16 protein-coding genes and 2 pseudogenes are annotated in these 21,147 nt (G+C 61.3%); 13 read left to right on the top strand and 5 right to left on the bottom strand.

All coding sequences use genetic code 11. The features are described from left to right. Window positions 1–149: 149 nt before the first annotated feature. Complete coding sequence (locus AB9N64_RS00640) at window positions 150–1,241, bottom strand: NADH:flavin oxidoreductase/NADH oxidase (RefSeq protein WP_014718067.1); 1,092 nt, start codon at window positions 1,239–1,241, stop codon at window positions 150–152. A 90-nt stretch (window positions 1,242–1,331) separates the two neighbouring features. Here AB9N64_RS00640 and AB9N64_RS00635 point away from each other — a divergent pair, with 90 nt between their 5' ends. Further along, window positions 1,332–1,631, top strand: a complete 300-nt coding sequence (locus AB9N64_RS00635; RefSeq protein ID WP_003190545.1) for a helix-turn-helix transcriptional regulator — start codon at window positions 1,332–1,334, stop codon at window positions 1,629–1,631. Between the two features lie 10 nt (window positions 1,632–1,641). Here the strand turns inward: AB9N64_RS00635 and AB9N64_RS00630 are convergent, their stop codons facing one another. After that, complete coding sequence (locus tag AB9N64_RS00630) at window positions 1,642–2,670, bottom strand: GGDEF domain-containing protein (RefSeq protein WP_014718066.1); 1,029 nt, start codon at window positions 2,668–2,670, stop codon at window positions 1,642–1,644. A 2-nt stretch (window positions 2,671–2,672) separates the two neighbouring features. Continuing rightward, on the bottom strand, window positions 2,673–3,524 hold the full coding sequence (locus tag AB9N64_RS00625) for a hypothetical protein (RefSeq protein WP_172832686.1): 852 nt from the start codon (window positions 3,522–3,524) through the stop codon (window positions 2,673–2,675). A gap of 329 nt (window positions 3,525–3,853) precedes the next feature. Here AB9N64_RS00625 and AB9N64_RS00620 point away from each other — a divergent pair, with 329 nt between their 5' ends. The 5 genes and pseudogenes from AB9N64_RS00620 (at window position 3,854) to AB9N64_RS00600 (ending at window position 10,741) form a co-directional block, all read left to right on the top strand. Then, window positions 3,854–4,744 (top strand): bestrophin family protein, encoded by an 891-nt coding sequence (locus tag AB9N64_RS00620; protein WP_003190542.1) that lies wholly within the window; start codon window positions 3,854–3,856, stop codon window positions 4,742–4,744. A gap of 138 nt (window positions 4,745–4,882) precedes the next feature. Further along, window positions 4,883–5,914, top strand: a pseudogene (locus AB9N64_RS00615) (cache domain-containing protein); the annotation flags it as partial. A 57-nt stretch (window positions 5,915–5,971) separates the two neighbouring features. After that, window positions 5,972–6,491 (top strand): annotated as a pseudogene (locus AB9N64_RS00610) (methyl-accepting chemotaxis protein); the annotation flags it as partial. A 521-nt stretch (window positions 6,492–7,012) separates the two neighbouring features. Continuing rightward, a complete protein-coding gene (locus tag AB9N64_RS00605; RefSeq protein ID WP_371359841.1) occupies window positions 7,013–9,421 on the top strand; it encodes a glucose/quinate/shikimate family membrane-bound PQQ-dependent dehydrogenase in 2,409 nt (802 codons plus the stop codon). A 57-nt stretch (window positions 9,422–9,478) separates the two neighbouring features. Further along, window positions 9,479–10,741, top strand: a complete 1,263-nt coding sequence (locus tag AB9N64_RS00600) for a carbohydrate porin (RefSeq protein ID WP_371359840.1) — start codon at window positions 9,479–9,481, stop codon at window positions 10,739–10,741. On the opposite strand, the gene AB9N64_RS00595 is transcribed toward AB9N64_RS00600, so the two are convergent. Continuing rightward, entirely contained in the window at window positions 10,738–11,913 is a 1,176-nt protein-coding gene (locus AB9N64_RS00595; RefSeq protein WP_020302070.1) for a XylR family transcriptional regulator, read from the bottom strand. The two genes, AB9N64_RS00600 and AB9N64_RS00595, sit on opposite strands and share 4 nt — an antisense overlap. Before the next feature lie 139 nt (window positions 11,914–12,052). Here AB9N64_RS00595 and xylA point away from each other — a divergent pair, with 139 nt between their 5' ends. The 7 genes from xylA to AB9N64_RS00560 all read left to right on the top strand — a co-directional run bounded on the left by xylA (window position 12,053) and on the right by AB9N64_RS00560 (window position 20,104). Then, a complete protein-coding gene (xylA, locus tag AB9N64_RS00590; RefSeq protein WP_014718060.1) occupies window positions 12,053–13,369 on the top strand; it encodes a xylose isomerase in 1,317 nt (438 codons plus the stop codon). A 101-nt stretch (window positions 13,370–13,470) separates the two neighbouring features. Then, a complete protein-coding gene (xylF, locus tag AB9N64_RS00585; RefSeq protein WP_019817280.1) occupies window positions 13,471–14,472 on the top strand; it encodes a D-xylose ABC transporter substrate-binding protein in 1,002 nt (333 codons plus the stop codon). After that, window positions 14,469–16,022 (top strand): D-xylose ABC transporter ATP-binding protein, encoded by a 1,554-nt coding sequence (gene xylG, locus AB9N64_RS00580; protein WP_137271292.1) that lies wholly within the window; start codon window positions 14,469–14,471, stop codon window positions 16,020–16,022. The genes xylF and xylG overlap by 4 nt, the downstream gene beginning before the upstream one ends. Then, the gene (locus tag AB9N64_RS00575; RefSeq protein WP_014718057.1) at window positions 16,023–17,159 is read left to right on the top strand and encodes a sugar ABC transporter permease; all 1,137 of its coding nucleotides are present in this window, start codon (window positions 16,023–16,025) and stop codon (window positions 17,157–17,159) included. A 224-nt stretch (window positions 17,160–17,383) separates the two neighbouring features. Next, window positions 17,384–18,331, top strand: a complete 948-nt coding sequence (locus AB9N64_RS00570) for an ornithine cyclodeaminase family protein (protein WP_371359839.1) — start codon at window positions 17,384–17,386, stop codon at window positions 18,329–18,331. Window positions 18,332–18,344: 13 nt separating this feature from the next. Beyond that, window positions 18,345–19,478 (top strand): FAD-binding oxidoreductase, encoded by a 1,134-nt coding sequence (locus AB9N64_RS00565; RefSeq protein WP_019817277.1) that lies wholly within the window; start codon window positions 18,345–18,347, stop codon window positions 19,476–19,478. Continuing rightward, complete coding sequence (locus tag AB9N64_RS00560) at window positions 19,478–20,104, top strand: transcriptional regulator (protein ID WP_003190517.1); 627 nt, start codon at window positions 19,478–19,480, stop codon at window positions 20,102–20,104. The genes AB9N64_RS00565 and AB9N64_RS00560 overlap by 1 nt, the downstream gene beginning before the upstream one ends. A 158-nt stretch (window positions 20,105–20,262) precedes the next feature. Here AB9N64_RS00560 and AB9N64_RS00555 read toward each other — a convergent pair whose 3' ends face one another. Further along, the gene (locus AB9N64_RS00555; RefSeq protein WP_060767472.1) at window positions 20,263–21,039 is read right to left on the bottom strand and encodes an ABC transporter substrate-binding protein; all 777 of its coding nucleotides are present in this window, start codon (window positions 21,037–21,039) and stop codon (window positions 20,263–20,265) included. Between the last annotated feature and the right edge of the window lie 108 nt (window positions 21,040–21,147).

Genomic DNA, 21,147 nt, shown 5'->3' with positions numbered 1-21,147 from the left:
CCTGCCAAGAATTCGCGGCGCATCATATATCAGCGGATTCTCGTTTGACATCGATTCTCATTTGTTATTTTTCACCGCGTAGGTCGCGAAAAGCGACAGGCGAAAAAAAGCCACTCAATCGAGTGGCTCATGCAACGCGCAGGCGTACCTCAGCGATAGCGTTCCAGCCAATGCGCGTAAGGCGCCGGCAAGGTCCAGGAGGACTTGTCCACGCCCAGCTCCTTGGCAGCAAAGTAGGCCCAATGCGGGTCGGCCAGATGCGCACGCCCTACCGAAACCAGGTCCAGGTGCCCGGCCTGCAAAGCGCCTTGGGCCAGTTGCGGCGTGCCGAAGCCCCAGGCCGAGGTCACCGGAATACCGGCTTCACGGCGCACTCGCTCGGCAATCGGGCCCATGAAGGCCGGGCCCCATGGGATGTTGGTGTCAGGAATGGTAAAGCCGACGCTGACGCTCAACAGGTCCAGGCCCCCGTCCTTGAAACGGCGCGCCAGTTCAATGGACTCGGTGAGGGTCTGCTCATCACGACCGTCGTATTCGATCACGCCGAACCGGGCGGTGAGCGGCAGGTTTTCCGGCCAGACTTCACGCACCGCAGCCAGGGTTTCGAGGAGGAAGCGGCTGCGGTTGTCGAAGCTGCCACCGTAGGCATCGGTACGCTGGTTGGAATGCTCGGAGAAAAAGCTCTGGCCCAGGTAACCGTGGGCGAAGTGCAGCTCGATCCATTCAAAACCGGCATCGCGGGCGCGACGGGCCGCGTCGACGAAGTCCTGCTGCACACGGGCGATGTCTTCCAGGGTCATGGCACGCGGTACGTTGGGCAGGTTGGCACCGAACGCGATGGCAGAGGGAGCGATGGTTTCCCAGCTACGGGCATCAGAGGCCGGGATGTGGTCATCACCTTCCCAGGGGCGATTGGCACTGGCTTTGCGACCGGCGTGGGCGATCTGGATGCCCGGCACCGAACCTGCGGCCTTGATGGCTTTGACCATGGGCACGAATGCCTGGGCGTGGGCGTCGCTCCAGATCCCAGCGCAGCCTGGGGTGATGCGTCCTTCAGGGGCGACCGCGGTGGCCTCGACCACCAGCAGGCCGGCACCGCCACGGGCCATGCCGGCCAGGTGGACGTGGTGCCAGTCGTTGACCATGCCGTCTTCGGCCATGTATTGGCACATCGGGGGGATAGCAATGCGATTGCGCAAGGTCACATCTTTGAGTTTGAACGGTTCGAACAAAGCCGACATTGAGAACTCCAGGAAGGGGTGGGTGATTCGATAGTTCGATGGTAATCGAACTATGGTATTGAACGCTACCCCCCTGTTATGATCCGCCCCATGCGAGCCTTCAAACACCCTACCCCCCAAGAATTGACGCTTGAGCGTGTGCTGTACGCCTTGAGCGACCCCGTGCGCCTGGACATCGTGCGCTACCTGGCCAACGTGCCAGAGGCCACCTGTGGCGAACTCGACGGGGGGCGGCCCAAATCCAGCATGTCCCATCACTTCCGGGTATTGCGCGATGCCGGCCTGGTGCACACACGCAATGTGGGCACCACCCATATGAACTCGTTGCGCCGTGACGAGCTGGAAAGCCGCTTCCCTGGGTTGCTGGCGAGCGTTCTGTCACAGCACTAGACGGCACGCGTCAGGACAAGACCGCCTGTAGCAATGCGCCGTCCAGGTGCACACAGTCCTTGCCATTGCGCTTGGCGCCGTACAGGTTCTTGTCCGCCATCTTGAGTACGGCCGACAACTCGTCGCCTGGCGAAAAACGCGCCATCCCCGCACTGCAGGTGTAATGGTGGGGCGCAGGCACGCTGCTGCGGATCGCCTGCAACAAGTCCAGGGCATAATCACAGGCCACCTCCACATCGTCGCCCTGCAATAACACGCCGAACTCTTCCCCGCCGATTCGTCCGAAGCTGTGGCTGCCCTTGGCGTTTTTCAGGCACAGCGCCATGGCGCGCAGAATCTTGTCCCCCACGTCGTGGCCATACAGGTCGTTTTTTTCCTTGAAACTGTCGATATCCAACATGATGAAGTAGCCGCCCCGCTCCCCACCGAGCAACTTCTCGAAGCTCTGCATAAAGGCGCGCCGGTTGAGGATGGACGTCAGGTAGTCGGTCTCGGCCAAGGCGCGAAACTCGCTTTCCACCAGCAATACCGAACGCAGGTTCTTCAAGTAGGAATAACTCAAGATAAACCCGATGGACACCGACGCCGCGCAGAACAGCAGCAAATACACCTCGGTGCCGGCGTATATATCCGCCTGCATGGGCGGCCACAGGATCAGCCAGATCAATAGCGCATCGGCCAGATAATCCTGGACACTGATAAACAAGATTGCACTGCCCACCACCAGGGTCACCGCCAACGGCAAGCCATAGATACGCAACTCTGCGTGCATATGAATCAGATAAGCGAAGCCGACGGACAACAACACCATATAGGTGACTCCCAGCACTCGCCAGAGCAGAAAGTTCGTGGTGGTGGCATGTACCCGGCAAACAATCAGCAGGCCCACCGTGACGGCCAACATATAAAAATCCAACTTCAGGGCCGCAGGAATCAGGAGCATGCCGACCCAGGCAATAATCCCGACCCATTCGGCTTGGGTCACCGCAGGTGACAACAAACTGCGCATTCTGGGCCGCAACTTCAAGTTAGCAGGCATCCTTACGCTCCCATCTCAATAGCATGCAGGCCCATCGCAAATGAAAAGGCCATGAACCGCTTTACCAGGCTGGCAAAGGGTGGCAGAACTTCCAGCCGGGTTTTGGAGTGGGCTTTGAAATAACCCTTTTCGACCCCCTCCTGCACCATACGGATAATGTGGGTCTTGGACACGGAAAGTTGCTTGGCCAAGGCCAGATAGGAAGACGACCGGAAGGTGGCGCGGTCGTTCTCAGGGGCAAAGGCATCGTTGTAGATCGCCAGCATCAACAGATGGCCGGCATCGCGTTTCACCAGCCAATAACATTCGGGCAGCAAGACATCCACCGTCAACTCGGCCGCGAGAATCATGGCAAAACCTTTGAAATAGAGCGCCAGGAACTCACGGTCATCCAAGTCACGCATCTGCCGGAACACTTCCCGTTCGGGGTAGAGCAGCGCCAACGACTCCGTGAGGGCGGTGAGCATCAACCGCGCTTCGCGGCAGGCTTCATCCGAGGGTGCATACACCCTGAAGCGACTGTCTTCGGGGTGCGGCGCAACCTCCATGAAACCCAGAGCCCGGAATAGCAAAAAAATCGATTCCAGGCTGTTTTTCGAACAATATTTGCGCGTTACGCACAAGGCTTTAACTTCTGCCAACAACGGAAGCGGTGTGGAAAAGTATTGGCTCAATAATGCAAACGACACCATCAAGCGGCTGTATTTAAGGGCACTCTTGTAGAAAAACGGTCGTTTTGAATAGGGCACGAGCAGCACGTGGTAATGCGCTCTCATGCACGATTCAAAATCCTTATGGCGTTCGAGCGCTTGCGCGGTATTACACATAGCCAACTTCAACGAACTGACACGCATGAAAGAGCCCTGATCATCCAACTTGATGCCACTGATCTCAGCTACGAAATCCCTGCAGCCCGGCCCCAAAACAAATCACTTCAAAATTCCTGCCATTAATGGCTTTTTGCCTCGAACGCAATGTACAGCGATTGCCGGACAAGACGTCATCAGTACCAAAGTTGTTCCACCGTCAAATGCCCCGTAGCACACACTTACGCGCAACCTTTGGTTACATTCTCTCCGCCTGGCGGTTAGAGGACTAATCGATTCAGCACACTGCGAACCTTCCTTCCTCGACGGCGTCGTAACAGGGGATTGTTGCCAACCGCCCGCCGCGAGGTTCTCGTTTGAAAGCTGCCCTTCTGAAGAAATACCGCCTGATCATCAAGACCATGGGCTATGTGGGCTGGGCGTTGTTCTGGCTGTTGTTGTGGGATGTGGCGGTGACGGTGGATTTCATGCTGTTTCTCACCGCCAAGATCAATTTGCCGCTGATGCCCCTGACCTTGCTCGGCTCGGCACTGGTGGTGCTGATCAGTTTTCGCAACAGCAGCGCCTATAACCGCTGGTGGGAAGCACGCACGCTGTGGGGTGCGATGGTCAACAACTCGCGCAGTTTTGCCCGGCAAGTGTTGACCCTGCTCGATGACGCCCCCGGTGAGGTGAACCCGGTGAAGTCGACGCTGTTGCGCCGTCACGTGGCTTACGTCAACTGCCTGGCTGCGCACCTCAAGGGCCAGCCGTGCCCGGAGGAAGTGCGAGCCTTTATCCCCGCCGAAGAATTTGCGCGCAACGGCGCCACCAATAACTTCGCCAATGACATCCTCACCGGCTCAGCCTCGTTGCTGGCGCGCGAATACCAGGCCGGGCGCCTGGACAGCATCCGCCTGGCGCGGTTGGAGTCGACCCTGGTGGACCTCTCCAACGCCCAGGGCGGCATGGAGCGGATTGCCAACACGCCACTGCCCTACCCTTACGTGTACTTCCCGCGGCTATTCATTTCGCTGTTCTGCCTGATCGTACCGGTGGGCCTGGTGGAATCCCTCGGTTGGTTCACGCCGCTGGCTTCCACAGTCGTGGGCTTCATGCTGCTGGCCATCGAACGCATCGGCACCGACCTGCAAAGCCCGTTCAATTCCAGCGAACACCAGATCCAGATGGAAAGCATCTGCGAAACCATCGAGAAGAACCTGCAGTCGATGCGCCGCGATGCCCTGGTCGGTGACCCGATCGCCTGATTCCCCCTGCTCAAGTGCCAACTCCCTCGGCCGATATACCGAGGGTACGCATGGCCTCGCCTCTCACAAAAACGCCTGCGACACGCAGCACTAATTTTTCTCCCCTTGCCAAAACTATAAATACCCGCGGGTGAAGTCATGAATATCAAGCAGAAGCTGACATGGGCGTTTGCGGCCATCGCGTGCGTGCCGGTCATCCTGGTCGCCATTATCGTGGTGCTGAATCTGCGCGAGGGTGCGCTGGCCAACTTCCTCGACAGCAGCGGCCGCGAGATCCGCCAGATCGACAATGGCATGCAGCAGTTTTTCGACGGCATCAGCCAGAATGTCGACTTCGTCGCCAAGGACCCGCGCGTGATCGCGGCCAAGAACCTCAAAAGCTATGCCGGCGCCGATGCCGCGCAAATCCCGCTGACGCCGACCAATACAGAACTGCTGGCGATTTTCGATCAGTTCGCCAAAAGCCACCCCAGCACCGCCTACCTGTCCCTGGGCCTGAGCGATGGCGGCTACGCCAGTTGGCCGGACGACGCCAAACTGACGCAATACGACCCGCGCACCCGCCCCTGGTACCAGGCCGCCATCGCAGCGCCAGGCAAGACCGTGCGCACAGGCGCCTACTACTGGGCCCCGGACGACGTGGTGCTGATCGGCACCGTGCGCACCGTCGCGGATGCCACGGGCAATGTCCTTGGGGTGGTTGGCCTGGACGTGTCGCTCAAGCAACTGACCGAGTTGGTGCGCACCATCAAGCTGGGCGACAGCGGCTACCTGATGCTGGTGGAAGCCGACGGCAACGTGCTGGTGGACCCCAGCGATGCCACGCACAACTTCAAGCCCCTGGCGGGCCTGGGCGCGAACTACGCCGAACTGGCCAAGCACGGCGATGGCGTGACCGAGGTGAGCATCGACGGCGTGGCCTACATGGCTAACGTGGTCAGTTCCAAAGACCTGGGCTGGCGCTTTATCGGCCTGATCAAGCGCGACGAAGTGATGGCCGGCGCCACCCGCCTGACGTGGTTGATCGCGGCGATTGCCGCCGTATTGGCCGTGGTGTTCGCGATAGTAGGCGCTAGTTTCGCCCGTGTGATCGTGCGTCCCATTCGCGGTGTGGCCGACGGCCTGCAGGAAATCGCCGAAGGTGAAGGCGACCTCACGCGCCAGCTCAAAGTGCAAGGCAAGGACGAAACCGCCAGCCTGGCCGGCTGGTTCAACCAGTTCCTGAGCATGATCGCGCAATTGGTGCAGCGCATCGGCAACGCCTCCTCAGACCTGCAAACCGCCGCCGCCGACACCAGCGCCGTGGCCAACAATATGAACCAGGCCGCCGGCCGCCAGCGCGAAGCCGTGGAACTGGTGAGCACTGCGTTCAACGAGATGGTTGCCACCGCCAACGAAGTCGCGCGTTCATGCAGCGCCGCCGCCACGAGTGCCGATGAGGGCTATCGCGACGTGCACACCGGCCAGCAGCACATCGGCGAAGCCACCGGCAGCGTGCTCAAGCTCAGCGAAGACCTGCAAAAATCCACACAGACCATGCAGTTGCTCGAGCAAGACAGCCAGAACATCAACACCATCCTCGATACCATCCGTTCGATAGCCGAACAGACCAACCTGCTGGCGCTCAACGCCGCGATCGAAGCTGCCCGCGCTGGCGACCAGGGCCGCGGCTTTGCGGTGGTCGCCGATGAAGTGCGTGCACTGGCGCGTCGCACCGCCGACTCCACCGGCGAAATCGACAGCCTGCTGGGCAACCTCGCCCGCCGCACCCAGGAAGTCACCCAGCAGATGCAAGGCAGCTTGCTGGTCCAACACCAGCGTGGAGCGCATCCAGCAGGCCCGCGACAGCTTCGACAAGATCCGTGGTTCGGTGGACTCGATTCGCGACCAGAACACCCAGATCGCCACCGCCGCCGAAGAGCAGCACCAGGTGGCCGAAGAGATCAACCGGCATATCGCGCAGATCCACGCCGACGCGCAGTTGGTGGAAGGCTTTGCGCATTCGGCGCAGACCGGTTCAGGGCGGCTGACGGATATTTCCGGCCAGCTCAATGGGCTGGTGGGGCGCTTCAAGTTCTGATGCCGTGGCGAGGGAGCTTGCTCCCTCGCCACAGAGGTTTGTCTGGGCCACCTACTGACCCCTTCAGAAGAGGGCCGCGCCATCATCGCAGTACCTGCAACAGTCTATTGCAGGACTCAAATGTACTAACTGGTTACTTATCTTGCTAAAATCGCGTCTTTGCCCTCTCTCACTCGAGTCCATTCGACATGAAACGAGCATCGCGCGCCGCTGGCGTCTCTAGATTCTTACTCCTGGGCCTGGGCGTCGTCATCGCCCTGCTCGGCCTTGCGCTGGCCGTCGGCGGTGCCAAATTGGTCAGCCTGGGAGGCTCCTGGTACTTCCTGCTCGGCGGCGTGGCCATGGCCATTTCCGGGCTGTTGATTGCCCGCTGCAAGCCTGCCGGCGCCTGGTTGTTCGCCGCGTTTCTAGTGGCTACTGCCGTGTGGGCGGTGGCCGACGTGGGCCTGGAATACTGGCCGCTGTTCTCGCGACTGTTCATGTTTGCGGTGATTGGCGTGGTTGTGGCGCTGGTGTATCCATTGCTGGCCGGCAAACCGGCGCGGGGTGCCTATGGCGTCGCCGCCGTGTTGGCGCTGGGCGTGGCGGTGGCGGCGGGCAATATGTTTGTCGCGCACCCAAGCGTTGCGCCCACCGGTGCAGGCCCGGGCATGACCCCGGTGGCGGCGGCCGATGCGCAGAAAGATTGGGCCCACTACGGTAATACCGAAGGTGGCAGCCGTTTCGCCGCGCTGGACCAGATCAACCGCGACAACATCGACAAGCTCAAAGTCGCCTGGACCTACCACACCGGCGACGTGGCCATCAGCGACGGCAACGGTGCCGAAGACCAGCTGACGCCCCTGCAGGTCGGCAACAAAGTGTTTATCTGCACCCCGCACAACAACCTGATCGCGTTGGATGCCGACACCGGCAAAGAACTGTGGAAAAACGAAGTCAACGCCAAGTCGGCAGTGTGGCAGCGTTGCCGGGGCATGGCGTATTTCGACGCCAGCGCGCCGATTGCCCAGCCGACCCAGCCCGACAGCTCGCCGGTCCTGGCCGCCAGCGTGCCCGCCGGTGCGCAGTGCCAGCGTCGCCTGCTGACCAACACCATTGATGCACGCCTGATCGCCGTAGACGCCGACACCGGCAAGTTCTGCGAAGACTTCGGCACCCACGGTCAGGTGGACCTCAAGACCGGCTTGGGCAATGTGCCGGACAGCTACTACCAACTGTCCTCGGCGCCGCTGATGGCCGGTACCACCGTCGTAGTCGGCGGTCGCGTGGCAGACAACGTGCAGACCGATATGCCCGGTGGCGTGATCCGTGGCTTTGACGTGATCACGGGTCAAATGCGCTGGGCGTTCGACCCAGGCAACCCTGAAGACAAGCAGGCCCCGACGGGCGACGCCACCTACGTGCGCAGCACCCCGAACAGCTGGGCGCCGATGTCTTACGACCCACTGATGAACACGGTCTTCCTGCCGATGGGCAGCTCCTCCACCGATATCTACGGCGTGGAGCGCACCCAGCTCAACCACAAATACGGCGCTTCGGTGCTGGCACTCGACGCCTCCACCGGCGCCGAGAAGTGGGTCTACCAGACAGTCCACAACGACCTCTGGGACTTCGACCTGCCAATGCAGCCAAGCCTGATCGACTTCACCCCGCCAGGCAGCAACAAAGCTGTACCGGCCGTGGTCATCGGCACCAAGGCCGGGCAGATTTACGTGCTCGACCGCGCCACCGGCAAGCCGCTGACAGACGTGCAGGAAGTGCCGGTCAAAGCCGCGAACATTCCCAACGAGCCGTATTCCCTGACCCAGCCGAAATCCGTGGGCATGCCGCAGATCGGCGCGCAAACCCTCACCGAGTCGGACATGTGGGGCGCGACGCCGTATGACCAGTTGCTGTGCCGCATCGACTTCAAGGGCATGCGCTACGACGGCCTGTACACCGCGCCAGGCACCGATAAATCCCTGAGCTTCCCGGGTTCCCTGGGCGGCATGAACTGGGGCAGCATCTCCACCGACCCGGTGCACGGTTTTATCTTCGTCAACGACATGCGCCTGGGCCTGTGGATCCAGATGGTACCGTCGCAGAACAAGACCCAGACCTCTTCCGGTGGTGAAGCGCTGAACACCGGCATGGGCGCCGTGCCGCTCAAGGGCACGCCGTATGCGGTGAACAAAAACCGCTTCCTGTCGGTGGCCGGCATTCCGTGCCAGGCGCCGCCATTCGGCACCTTGACCGCCATCGACATGAAGACGCAAAAGGTCGCTTGGCAAGTACCGGTGGGCACCGTTGAAGACACCGGCCCCCTGGGTATCCGCATGCACCTGCCGATCAAGGTAGGCCTGCCGACCCTGGGCGGTACGCTGTCCACCCAAGGCGGCCTGATCTTTATCGCCGGCACCCAGGACTTCTACCTGCGCGCCTTCAACAGCGGCAATGGCGATGAAATCTGGAAAGCCCGCCTGCCCGTCGGCAGCCAGGGTGGGCCGATGACCTACGTGTCGCCGAAAACCGGCAAGCAATACATCGTCGTCACCGCCGGCGGCGCACGCCAGTCCACCGACCGTGGCGACTACGTGATCGCCTACGCCCTGCCGTAACCGCCCTTTGTTCGCGCGGTGCTCCGGCACCGCGCTTTGTGTTTGGAAAGATCCCCCATGACCCCTACTCCTCATACCGCCTGGCGCCTGGCGCTGGGCCTGGCCTTTGCGGCCGCCCTGCCCGTTCAAGCCGACGACACCACCCTGACCGGCGACTGGGACGGCCTGCGCCGCGAACTCGACGCGCAAGGTGTGCGCTTTACCGGTGACTACAGCGGCGAGACCGCCTACAACGCCCACGGCGGCCAGCATCGTTCGGCGCGCTACTCGCAAAACATCAAACTCGGCGTGCAATTCGACCTGGGCAAGCTCTACGGTTTCACCAACGGCGACCGCATCCAGCTGACCATCAACGACCGACGCGGCAACAGCGCCTCCGAGGACCTGGTGGGCAACCGCCTGCCGATCCAGGAAAACTACGGCGGCCTCTACACGCGCCTCACCGAACTGAGCTACGAGCGCACGCTGTTCACCCCGGCGCTGAACCTCAAGCTGGGCTATATGGCCATGGGCAATGATCTCGGTGGCCTGGACAGCGGCATCCTGTGCAACTTCATGAACGCCGGCTTCTGCGGGCATCCGCTGAACATGTCCGGCGGCAGCGGCTGGGCCAACTACCCGAATGCGCACCTGGGTGCCCGGGTGAAGTACGACTTTTCGCCCAACTGGCAACTGCGCGTGGCGGCGTTCAATGTCGACCCGTCCAGCAACGGCAACTCCAGCCGTGCCTGGCACCTGGGACCCAAGCACACCACCGGCACCGTGGTGCCCATCGAGCTTATCTACAAGCATGCGGGCGCACTGCCCGGGGAATACAAGCTCGGGTATTACTACGACAGTTCCGATGTAAAACGCATTGGCAGCAACAAGGACGTCAGCGGACGTGGCGGTCACTACCTCTTGATCGACCAGGCTGTGTGGGCCTCCCCATCATCCCAAGGCCGCAGCCTGCACGCCTTCGGCCAGTACTCTGCCGCCAGCCAAGCGGCCTCGCCGTTCACCAAGTGGTATGGCGCGGGCGTGGTGCTGTACAAGCCGTTCGAAGGTCGCCCGCGCGATACCGTCGCCCTGGGCTATGGCCGCGCGGTGCCAAACCCGCGCAGCCGTGATGTACAGGAGCTGGCAGCGTTCAACGCCGGCACGGCCTACCCCGACCTGGACACCGCCGAACAGTTGATCGAACTCAGTTATGGCTACCAGGCCACGCCTTGGCTGACCTTGCGCCCGGATGTGCAATACATCATCGAGCCGGGGGCTTTTTCCGGGGAGAGCATCGACAATGCGCTGGTGCTGGGCTTGCAGGTCAAAGCGGTGTTCTAGTTCGTGCCCTGCTGATACTGACGCGGCGTACAGCCAAATTCGCGGCGAAACACCGTATGCAGGTACTGCGCAGAGGTGAAGCCACAGCGTGCAGCAATGTCGGCAATCGCAAGGCTGTGGTTTTCCAGGCCTTTGGCGGCAGCGGCAAGTTTGAAGCGCAGAATCTCATCATGCACGCTGCAGCCGCGGGCCTTGCGAAAATGCGCTTCCAGGGACGAGCGGGAAACACCGACATAAGCCGCGACCTGATCGGTCTTGATGCCCTGGCAAGCGTACTGGCGGATAAACAACAAGGCCTGCATCACGTAAGGATTGCCTAGGGGCTGATGCAGGCTGGAGGCCTGCACGTTGATGGCGTCCGGCGGCACCAGCACCTGCGTGCCCGTGCAGGGTTTGCCGTGCAGCATCTGATGCAACAGCGCCGCAGCGGTGCGGCCCATGGTCTCGGTGCCCTGGATCACCGAACTGAGCGGCACCCGCGTGAGGGTACGGGTCAGCGGGTCGTTATCGATGCCGATCAACGCCACCTCCTCCGGCACCGCAATACCCGCCGTCAGGCAGGCTTGCAGCAATTGCCGAGCGCGGGCATCGGTCACCGCGATGATGCCGATAGGCTTGGGCAAACTGTGCAGCCAGGCAATCTGCTGCTCCACCGCGCTGTCCCACAACGGCGCACTGGTGCCCAGGCCGCGATACACCTCTACCTGCAAGCCATCGCGCTGCATCAAGCGGCGAAAAGCTTTCTCACGCTCCTGGGCCCACCGATTGGCCTGGGCTTCGGGCAGGCTGAAACAGGCAAACCGCGTCAACCCCGCCTCCACCAGATGCTCGTAGGCCAGCTTCATCAGGGCATGGTTATCGGTGGCCACATAAGGAATGCCCTTGGGGTACTTGCTGACATCCTCATAAGAGCCACCCACCGCCACCACTGGAAGCCGACTGCCGGCCAGCGCCTCGCCAATCAGCGGGTCATCGAAGTCGGCAATGATGCCGTCCCCCTGCCAACGCTCGATACCGCGCAGGCGGCAGAGGAAGTCTTCTTCCAGGAACAGGTCCCAGGATGCGCGGGTGCTGCTCAGGTAATTGCCAATGCCGGCGATGATGCCGCGGTCGTAGATTTTGCTGCCGTTGAACAGCAAGGCGATGCGGTGAACGGGCGGTAGGGTTTTCATTGTTTTTGTCCTTAGGCCGGTAGGGACAGACTAACCCTCACCACTCAAAATCGCACTACACCTTGGTGATTTTCATAATCAGCCGCCCAGGTGCCATTGCTAGTATCCAGACACCGCCCAGAACAATAAGGAAAACCCCATGCCGTACTTCCCCGGTGTCGAGAAGGTGCGCTTCGAAGGCCCTGCCAGCACCTCTGCCCTCGCGTTTCGTCACTACGACGCCAACAAACTGATCCTCGGCAAGCCTATGCGGGAGCACCTGCGCATGGCGGCCTGTTACTGGCATACCTTTGTGTGGCCGGGGGCGGATATGTTTGGGATGGGCACGTTCAAACGCCCTTGGCAGCGCAGTGGCGATCCGATGGAGGTGGCCATCGGCAAGGCCGAGGCGGCGTTTGAGTTTTTTTCCAAGCTGGGCATCGACTACTACAGCTTTCACGACACCGATGTGGCGCCCGAAGGCAGCTCGCTCAAGGAGTACCGCAACCACTTTGCGCAGATGGTCGACCACCTGGAGCGCCATCAGGAACAGACCGGCATCAAGCTGCTATGGGGCACTGCCAATTGCTTCAGTAACCCGCGCTTTGCCGCCGGGGCCGCGAGCAACCCGGACCCAGAGGTGTTCGCCTTCGCCGCCGCCCAGGTGTTCAGCGCGATGAATGCCACGCTGCGGCTCAAGGGCGCCAACTATGTGCTGTGGGGTGGTCGTGAGGGTTATGAAACCTTGCTCAACACCGACCTCAAGCGCGAGCGCGAACAGCTCGGGCGTTTTATGCGCATGGTGGTGGAGCACAAGCACAAGATCGGCTTTACGGGTGACCTGTTGATCGAGCCCAAGCCCCAGGAGCCGACCAAGCACCAATACGATTACGACAGCGCCACCGTGTTCGGATTCCTGCATGAGTACGGCCTGGAACACGAAATCAAAGTGAACATCGAGGCCAACCACGCGACGCTGGCCGGGCACAGTTTTCATCATGAGATCGCCACCGCCGTGTCGTTGGGGATCTTCGGCAGCATCGACGCCAACCGCGGCGACCCGCAGAACGGTTGGGACACCGACCAGTTCCCCAATAGCGTCGAGGAGATGACCCTGGCCACCTATGAAATCCTCAAGGCCGGCGGGTTCAAGAACGGCGGCTATAACTTCGATTCCAAGGTGCGCCGCCAGAGCCTCGACGAGGTGGACCTGTTCCATGGGCATGTCGCCGCCATGGATGTGCTGGCCCTGGCGTTGGAGCGTGCGGCGGCGATGGTGCAGGACGACCGCTTGCAGCAGTTCAAGGACCAGCGCTATGCCGGCTGGAGCCAACCATTGGGCCAGGCGGTGTTGGCCGGTGAGTTCAGCCTGGAGTCATTGGCTGAACATGCCTTTGCCAACGCGCTGGACCCACAGGCGGTGAGTGGGCGCCAGGAGATGCTTGAAGGCGTTGTGAATCGGTTTATCTATCGGTGACATTTGCACGACAAATCTCTGCACAGAGCGTCGAGTGACGCTCTACAGTTCAACCCGCACCACGCTGTGTCTTTCCAACAACAATAAAAGGACGCACCACCATGAAGTCATTCAAACCTGCCCTGCTCGCCGCAGCCCTGGCACTGCTCGCCCTGCCGGTGATGGCCGACCCTGCGCACCCCAAAATCGGTTTTTCCATCGACGACCTGCGCCTGGAGCGCTGGTCTCGCGACCGTGATTACTTTGTCGCCGCCGCGCAAAAGCTCGATGCGAAGGTGTTCGTGCAGTCTGCCGATGCCAACGAACAGAAGCAGATTGCCCAGATCGAAAACCTCATCTCCCGTGGCGTCGATGTGATCGTGATCGTGCCGTTCAACGCCACGGTGCTGACCAACGCAGTGGCTGAAGCCAAGAAGGCCGGGATCAAGGTGGTGTCCTATGATCGCCTGATCCTCAATGCCGACGTCGACGCCTATATTTCCTTCGATAACGAAAAAGTCGGCGAGATGCAGGCCAGCGGCGTGTTGCAAGCGGCGCCCAAGGGCAATTACTTCCTGCTGGGCGGCGCGCCGACGGACAACAACGCCAAGGTGCTGCGCGAAGGTCAGATGAAGGTGCTGCAACCGGCCATCGACAAAGGCGATATCAAGATCGTCGGCCAGCAATGGGTCAAGGAATGGAACCCCACCGAGGCCTTGAGCATTGTCGAAAACGCCCTGACCCGTAACGACAACAAGATCGACGCCATCGTCGCCTCCAACGACGCCACCGCCGGCGGTGCGATCCAGGCCCTGGCCGCGCAGAAACTGGCGGGCAAGGTACCGATCTCCGGCCAGGACGCTGACCTCGCGGCGATCAAGCGCGTGATCGATGGCACCCAGACCATGACCGTGTACAAACCGCTCAAGCTGATCGCCACCGAAGCGGCCAAACTTTCGGTGCAGTTGGCACGCAGCGAACAGCCGACCTACAGCTCGCAATACGACAATGGCAGCAAGAAGGTCGACACCATCCTGCTTACGCCGACGCCGTTGACCAAAGCCAACATCGACCTGTTGGAAAAGGACGGTTTCTACACCAAAGAGCAGATCGCCGGGCAATGACCGTGGCCGCCGATTACCTGCTGCAAATGAACGGCATCGTCAAAAGCTTTGGCGGTGTCAACGCCCTTAACGGCATCGACATCAAGGTCAAACCTGGGGAGTGTGTGGGCCTGTGCGGTGAAAACGGTGCGGGTAAATCCACCTTGATGAAGGTGCTGTCGGCGGTGTACCCGCACGGCACTTGGGAGGGGGAAATCGTCTGGGATGGGCAGCCGCTCAAGGCCCAGTCCATCCGCGAAACCGAGGCGGCCGGGATTGTCATCATTCATCAGGAACTGACCCTGGTGCCCGACCTGTCGGTGGCCGAGAACATTTTCATGGGCCATGAACTGACCCTGCCCGGTGGGCGCATGAACTACCCGGCGATGTTGCACCGCGCCGAGGCGTTGATGCGTGAACTCAAGGTGCCGGACATGAATGTGGCGCTGCCGGTGTCGCAGTATGGCGGCGGCTACCAGCAATTGGTGGAGATCGCCAAGGCGCTGAATAAACAGGCGCGCCTGTTGATCCTCGACGAGCCCTCCTCGGCCCTGACCCGTGGCGAAATCGAGGTGCTGCTGGACATTGTCCGGGGCCTCAAGGCCAAGGGCGTGGCCTGTGTGTATATCTCGCACAAGCTCGATGAAGTGGCGGCGGTGTGCGACACCATTGCAGTAATTCGCGACGGCAAGCACATCGCGACCACCGCCATGGCCGACATGGACATCCCCCGGATCATCACGCAGATGGTCGGCCGCGAAATGAGCAACCTCTACCCCACCGAGCCCCATGAGGTGGGCGAAGTTATCTTTGAAGCTCGTAACGTCACCTGCTACGACGTCGACAACCCCAAGCGCAAGCGCGTCGACGACATCTCCTTCGTGCTCAGGCGCGGTGAAATCCTTGGCATCGCCGGCTTGGTGGGGGCCGGGCGCACGGAGTTGGTGTCGGCGCTGTTCGGCGCCTACCCCGGGCGCTACAGCGCCGAGGTGTGGCTGGAGGGTCAGGTGATCGACACGCGCACGCCGCTCAAGTCGATCCGCGCCGGGCTGTGCATGGTGCCCGAAGATCGCAAGCGCCAAGGCATCATCCCCGACCTGGGCGTGGGCCAGAACATCACCCTGGCGGTGCTGGACACCTACGCGCACCTGACCCGCATCAACGCCGAGGCCGAACTGGGCAGCATCGACCAGCAAATAAGCCGCATGCACCTCAAGACCGCCAGCCCGTCGCTGCCGATCACCAGCCTCTCAGGCGGCAACCAGCAAAAGGCCGTGCTGGCGAAAATGCTGATGACCCAGCCCAAGGTGCTGATCCTCGACGAACCTACACGTGGCGTGGACGTTGGGGCCAAGTACGAGATCTACAAACTGATGGGCGCGTTGGCGGCCGAAGGCGTGTCGATCATCATGGTGTCCTCGGAATTGGCCGAAGTGCTCGGCGTGTCCAACCGCGTACTGGTAATTGGTGACGGCCAGTTGCGCGGGGATTTCATCAATGACGGGCTCACCCAGGAACAGGTGCTCGCCGCTGCGCTCAGCCAAAACAATAACAATCGGAAGACCGCGTAGATGAATCAGGTCAAACACCTTTTTACCCGCTACAAGATGCTCGCGCTGGTGATCGCCGTGGCGTTCATCTGGTTGTTTTTCAGTTGGCAGACCGAGGGTGGTTTTCTCACCCCGCGCAACCTCTCCAACCTGCTGCGGCAGATGTCGATCACCGGGATATTGGCGTGCGGCATGGTGCTGGTGATTATCAGCGGCGAGATCGACTTGTCGGTGGGCTCGTTGCTCGGGCTGTTGGGCGGGCTGGCGGCGATTCTGGATGTGGTCTATCACGTGCCGCTATTGGCCAACCTGAGCCTGGTGGCGCTGTGCGGCTTGATGATCGGCTTGGCCAACGGCTACATGACCGCTTACCTGCGCATCCCCTCGTTCATCGTCGGCCTGGGCGGAATGTTGGCGTTTCGCGGGATTCTGCTGGGGATTACCGGCGGCACCACCATTGCGCCGGTGTCGCCGTCGCTGGTGTATGTGGGCCAGGGGTATTTGCCCCACAACGTCGGCATCGGGCTTGGCGTATTGTTGTTTGCCCTGACACTGTTCCTCACCTGGAAACAACGGCGCAACCGTGCGCTGCATGGGTTGGCCGCGCATTCACGGCTGCGCGATGCACTGCGCGTGGTGCTGATTGGCGCGGTGCTCGCAGGCTTTGTCACCACCCTCAACCGCTACGACGGCATCCCCGTGCCGGTGCTGCTGTTGCTGGCGCTGCTGGGGGTGTTCAGCTATGTCACGCACCAGACTGTGTTCGGCCGCCGGGTGTATGCGGTGGGCAGCAATATGGAGGCCACGCGGCTGTCGGGCATCAATGTGCAAGCGGTGAAACTGTGGATCTTCGGCATCATGGGCGTGATGTGCGCCCTCGCCGGCCTGGTCAACACCGCGCGCCTCGCGGCGGGCTCACCGTCGGCGGGTAACATGGGCGAACTCGACGCCATCGCCGCGTGCTTTATTGGCGGCACTTCGATGCGCGGTGGGTCGGGCACGGTGTATGGCGCGTTGCTGGGGGCGCTGGTGATTACCAGCCTGGACAATGGCATGTCGATGCTGGATGTGGACAGCTACTGGCAGATGATCGTCAAGGGCAGCATTTTGGTGCTGGCGGTGTGGGTGGATGTGAGCACGCGCTCGGGCAGGCGGTAACTCGTCCTCCAGAACATCATCGATTACCTGTGGGAGCTGGCTTGCCTGCGATAGCGGCGGGTCAGCCACCTGATGGACCGACTGACACACCGCTATCGCAGGCAAGCCAGCTCCCACATTTGATCTTCATGGCTCCCTCCACATTGATCTGATTTTTCCCTCCGGTTATTGCGGATAAAAACTAAAAGTCCATAATGGACAAATTAGTTTATCCGGAGAGCCCCATGTCCACGACGCCCCTCGTTATCGACCAGGCCCAGGCCCGTACCTTGCTGGCTCAAATCGACGTGCCTTTGATCCTGCGCAAACTGTTCCGCGACCTCGCTGCCGGGCAAGCGGTGCAGCCGGCGCAACAGCTGGTGGCGTTTCCCGATGGCGCCGGGGACTTCATCAACTACCTGGGCGTATTGGCCGAAGACGGGGTGTATGGGGTCAAGACTTCGCCCTACATCGTGCGTGAACAAGGCCCCCTGGTGACGGCCTGGACCCTGTTGATGTCGATGCACAGCGGCCAGCCGTTGCTGTTGTGCGATGCTGCTGAATTGACCACCGCACGCACCGCCGCCACCACGGCCTTGGCGGTAGATGCGCTGGCCCCGGCGGCGGCGCAACGCCTGGCGATCATCGGCAGCGGCAAGGTCGCCCAGGCGCACCTGCATTATGTGCAGAACCTGCGCGACTGGCAGCAAATCCGCCTGTACTCGCCAAGCCTGGGCAGCGCCAGCGCCGAAACGCGTGCGCAGTTGGCCAGCCTGGACCCGCGCCTGAGCCTCGCCGCAAGTTGTGAAGCCGCCCTGGAAGACGCGGATGTGATCCTGCTGTGCACCTCGTCCGCCGGGCCGGTCATCGACCCCTCGCGCCTGAGCAAACCCGCGCTGATCACCTCCATCAGCACCAACGCACCGCGTGCCCATGAAGTGCCGCCGCACTGCCTTAACCAGATGCACGTGTTCTGCGACTACCGCCAGACCACCCCGGATTCGGCCGGTGAGATGCTGATCGCCAGCGAGCGGCACGGCTGGGACAAACGTACGATTGTCGGCGACCTGCCCGAATTGTTCAGCGACATGGCCCAACGCCCCGACTACGATCGTCACGTCTTTTTCCGCTCCATCGGCCTGGGCCTGGAAGACATCGCACTGGCCAATGCCCTGTACCAACGCCAACGCTAATCAGGAGAGTGTTATGCACCAGGCAGACTTCATCATTATCGGCGGCGGCATCGCCGGCGCGTCCACCGGGTTCTGGTTGTCGCAGCACGGCAAGGTTCTGGTGCTGGAGCGTGAAAATCACCCGGCCTATCACTCCACCGGGCGTTCGGCGGCGCTCTACACCGCCGCGTATGGCACCCCGCAAGTGCGGGCGCTGACCTTGGCCAGCCGGGCCTTCTTCGACCAGCCACCCGCAGGCTTTTGCGAACACCCACTGCTGACGCCCCGGGGCGAAATGACCGTGGATTTCAACGGTGACCCGGCCGAACTCGACAGCCAGTACCTGAGCGCCAAGGCCACCGTGGCGCAGGTGCAGCGCCTGACGGTCGATGAAGCCTGTGCACGCTTGCCGATCCTGCGCCGTGAAAAAGTCCACGGGGCAATCTACGACCCTACCGCCTGTGACATCGACACCGACGCCCTGCATCAAGGCTACCTGCGCGGTATCCGCCGCAACCAGGGCGAAGTGCGCACCGACAGCCATGTGCTGGGCTTGAGCCGCGACGCCGATGGCTTGTGGCAGGTGCGCACCCAGGCTGCAATCTTCAGCGCGCCGGTCATCATCAACGCCGCCGGTGCCTGGGCCGACCATATCGGCGGGCTGGCGGGCGCAGCGTCCATCGGCTTGCAGCCCAAGCGCCGCTCGGCCTTTGTCTTTGCTGGTCCCGAGGGCATGGACAGCCACGACTGGCCGATGCTGGTGGCCCTCGACGAAGCGTTCTACATGAAACCGGATGCCGGCATGTTCCTCGGCTCGCCGGCCAACGCCGACCCGGTAGAACCCCAGGATGTGCAACCCGAAGAGCTGGATATTGCCATGGGCATTTACCAGATCGAGGAAGCCACCACCCTGACCATCCGCCGCCCCACGCGCACCTGGGCCGGGCTGCGCAGTTTTGTGCAGGACGGTGATTTACTGTCGGGCTTTGACCCGCAAGTACCGGGACTGTTCTGGGTGGCAGCGCAAGGCGGCTATGGTATCCAGACCTCACCCGCCATGGGCCAGGCAAGCGCCGCCCTGGTGCGCGGCGAACCGCTGCCGGAGGCACTGACCCGGTTCGGGCTGGACGCTGGTATGCTCTCCCCGGTCCGCCTGGAGCCCCATTGATGAACACCGCCGAACAAGACAAGGTCATGCAGAACTTCCGCGCGATTGCCGATGCAATCGCCACGCTGTTCTTTCCCCATGCGGAAGTGGTGTTGCATGACCTGCGCACGCAAACCGTGGATTACATCGCCAATAACCTGTCCAAACGCAGCCTGGGTGACGACTCGTCCCTGGAGGACATGCTCGACGGTGACGTCAGCGAGGTGAATATCGGCCCTTACGAAAAGCTCAACTGGGATGGCCAGAAAATCCGCAGCCTGAGCACCGTGCTGCACGACCACAAAGGGCGCAGGCTGGCTGTGTTGTGCATCAACCTGAATATTTCAATGTTCGAAACAGCCAAGGCGGCGCTGGATTTATTCCTGTCGCCAAGCAAGCTGATCGCACAGCCGGACGCGCTGTTCCGTGATGACTGGCAGGAACGCATCAACACCTTTCTGCATGCCTGGCTGCGCGAGCGTCAGTTGAGCCTGAACCTGTTGACCCGCGACCACAAACGCGAACTGGTGCTGGCGCTGCATGCCGAGGGGGCATTCAAGGGCAAGAGCGCCTCCAACTATGTGGCCAATGTGCTGGGTATGGGCCGGGCGACGGTCTACAAGCATTTGAAAGAACTCAAGGGCTGACCCCTTTCTGACGACAACGCCGATCCCTGTGGGAGCTGTCGAGCCCCGGCGAGGCTGCGAAGGGGCCGGCAAGGTCAACATTTTCATTGCCTGACCCACCGCTTTCGCAGCCTCGCTAAAGCTCGACAGCTCCCACATTGAACGCGTATTTCCTTGGATCAGTCGCCGTAGATATCGGCCTTGAAGTATTGCTGTGAAATCTTCTGGTATTCGCCACTGGCGCGAATGCCGTCGATGGCCGCGTTCAATTCGCTGACCAACGCTGTATTGCCTTTGCGCACGGCAATCCCCGAGCCCTCGCCCACGTATTTCGGGTCCTTGAGCTCCGGGCCGACAAAGGCATAACCCTGCCCGCGCGGCATCGACAGAAAGTCGCTCAGGGGGATGGTGTCGGCAAAGATCGCATCCAGGCGCCCCGCTGCCAGGTCCATGTAGATTTCTTCGTTGTTGCTGTAGCGCTTGACGTTGATGCCCTTGGGTTCGAACACCTCGGTGGCATAGCGGTCGGTGGTGGTGGCGCGCTGTACACCGACGTTCTTGCCCTTGAGGCTGGCGTACTGGTCATCCACCACGGCGCCGTCCTTCATCACCAGGCGCGACGAGGTGAAGTAGTACTTGTGGGTGAAATCCACCGACTTCTTGCGGTCTTCGTTGATGGTCATGGACGACAACGCCATGTCGATCTTCTTGACCTTGAGGGACGGAATCAGCCCGTCGAACTCCCCTTCGATCCACACGCACTTGACCTTCATTTGCGCGCACAGGGCGTTGCCGATGTCGTAGTCGAAACCGACGATCTTGCCGTCACCGGTCTTGGAGGCGAACGGGGGGTAAGCCGCCTCGATACCGATACGCAGGGTTTTCTCGGCGGCCAGCAGGTGGCTGGAAGCAAACAGGCTCAGGGCCAGGGCGGGAAGGAGATGGCGTTTCTTCATGGAGGGGTTCTCGCAAGTTGTTGTTGGTTTGGCAAGAGTGAAGAAAAACGTGCAGCAGCTATTTTGTACTTATAATTCCATACTGGACTTTTATGTGTTTCACCGTCA

The organism is Pseudomonas sp. KT_2_4, assembly GCF_041410225.1.
Classification (GTDB): domain Bacteria; phylum Pseudomonadota; class Gammaproteobacteria; order Pseudomonadales; family Pseudomonadaceae; genus Aquipseudomonas; species Aquipseudomonas paracarnis.
This window is presented reverse-complemented; position numbering and strand designations above follow the sequence as displayed.

Excerpts from the sequence above, each read along its gene's own strand:
- AB9N64_RS00640 (WP_014718067.1), bottom strand. The coding sequence starts at position 1,241 with ATGTCGGCTTTGTTCGAACCGTTCAAACTCAAAGATGTGACCTTGCGC.
- AB9N64_RS00635 (WP_003190545.1), top strand. The coding sequence starts at position 1,332 with ATGCGAGCCTTCAAACACCCTACCCCCCAAGAATTGACGCTTGAGCGT.
- AB9N64_RS00630 (WP_014718066.1), bottom strand. The coding sequence starts at position 2,670 with ATGCCTGCTAACTTGAAGTTGCGGCCCAGAATGCGCAGTTTGTTGTCA.
- AB9N64_RS00625 (WP_172832686.1), bottom strand. The coding sequence starts at position 3,524 with ATGCGTGTCAGTTCGTTGAAGTTGGCTATGTGTAATACCGCGCAAGCG.
- AB9N64_RS00605 (WP_371359841.1), top strand. The coding sequence starts at position 7,013 with ATGAAACGAGCATCGCGCGCCGCTGGCGTCTCTAGATTCTTACTCCTG.
- AB9N64_RS00600 (WP_371359840.1), top strand. The coding sequence starts at position 9,479 with ATGACCCCTACTCCTCATACCGCCTGGCGCCTGGCGCTGGGCCTGGCC.
- AB9N64_RS00595 (WP_020302070.1), bottom strand. The coding sequence starts at position 11,913 with ATGAAAACCCTACCGCCCGTTCACCGCATCGCCTTGCTGTTCAACGGC.
- xylA (WP_014718060.1), top strand. The coding sequence starts at position 12,053 with ATGCCGTACTTCCCCGGTGTCGAGAAGGTGCGCTTCGAAGGCCCTGCC.
- xylF (WP_019817280.1), top strand. The coding sequence starts at position 13,471 with ATGAAGTCATTCAAACCTGCCCTGCTCGCCGCAGCCCTGGCACTGCTC.
- xylG (WP_137271292.1), top strand. The coding sequence starts at position 14,469 with ATGACCGTGGCCGCCGATTACCTGCTGCAAATGAACGGCATCGTCAAA.
- AB9N64_RS00575 (WP_014718057.1), top strand. The coding sequence starts at position 16,023 with ATGAATCAGGTCAAACACCTTTTTACCCGCTACAAGATGCTCGCGCTG.
- AB9N64_RS00570 (WP_371359839.1), top strand. The coding sequence starts at position 17,384 with ATGTCCACGACGCCCCTCGTTATCGACCAGGCCCAGGCCCGTACCTTG.
- AB9N64_RS00565 (WP_019817277.1), top strand. The coding sequence starts at position 18,345 with ATGCACCAGGCAGACTTCATCATTATCGGCGGCGGCATCGCCGGCGCG.
- AB9N64_RS00560 (WP_003190517.1), top strand. The coding sequence starts at position 19,478 with ATGAACACCGCCGAACAAGACAAGGTCATGCAGAACTTCCGCGCGATT.
- AB9N64_RS00555 (WP_060767472.1), bottom strand. The coding sequence starts at position 21,039 with ATGAAGAAACGCCATCTCCTTCCCGCCCTGGCCCTGAGCCTGTTTGCT.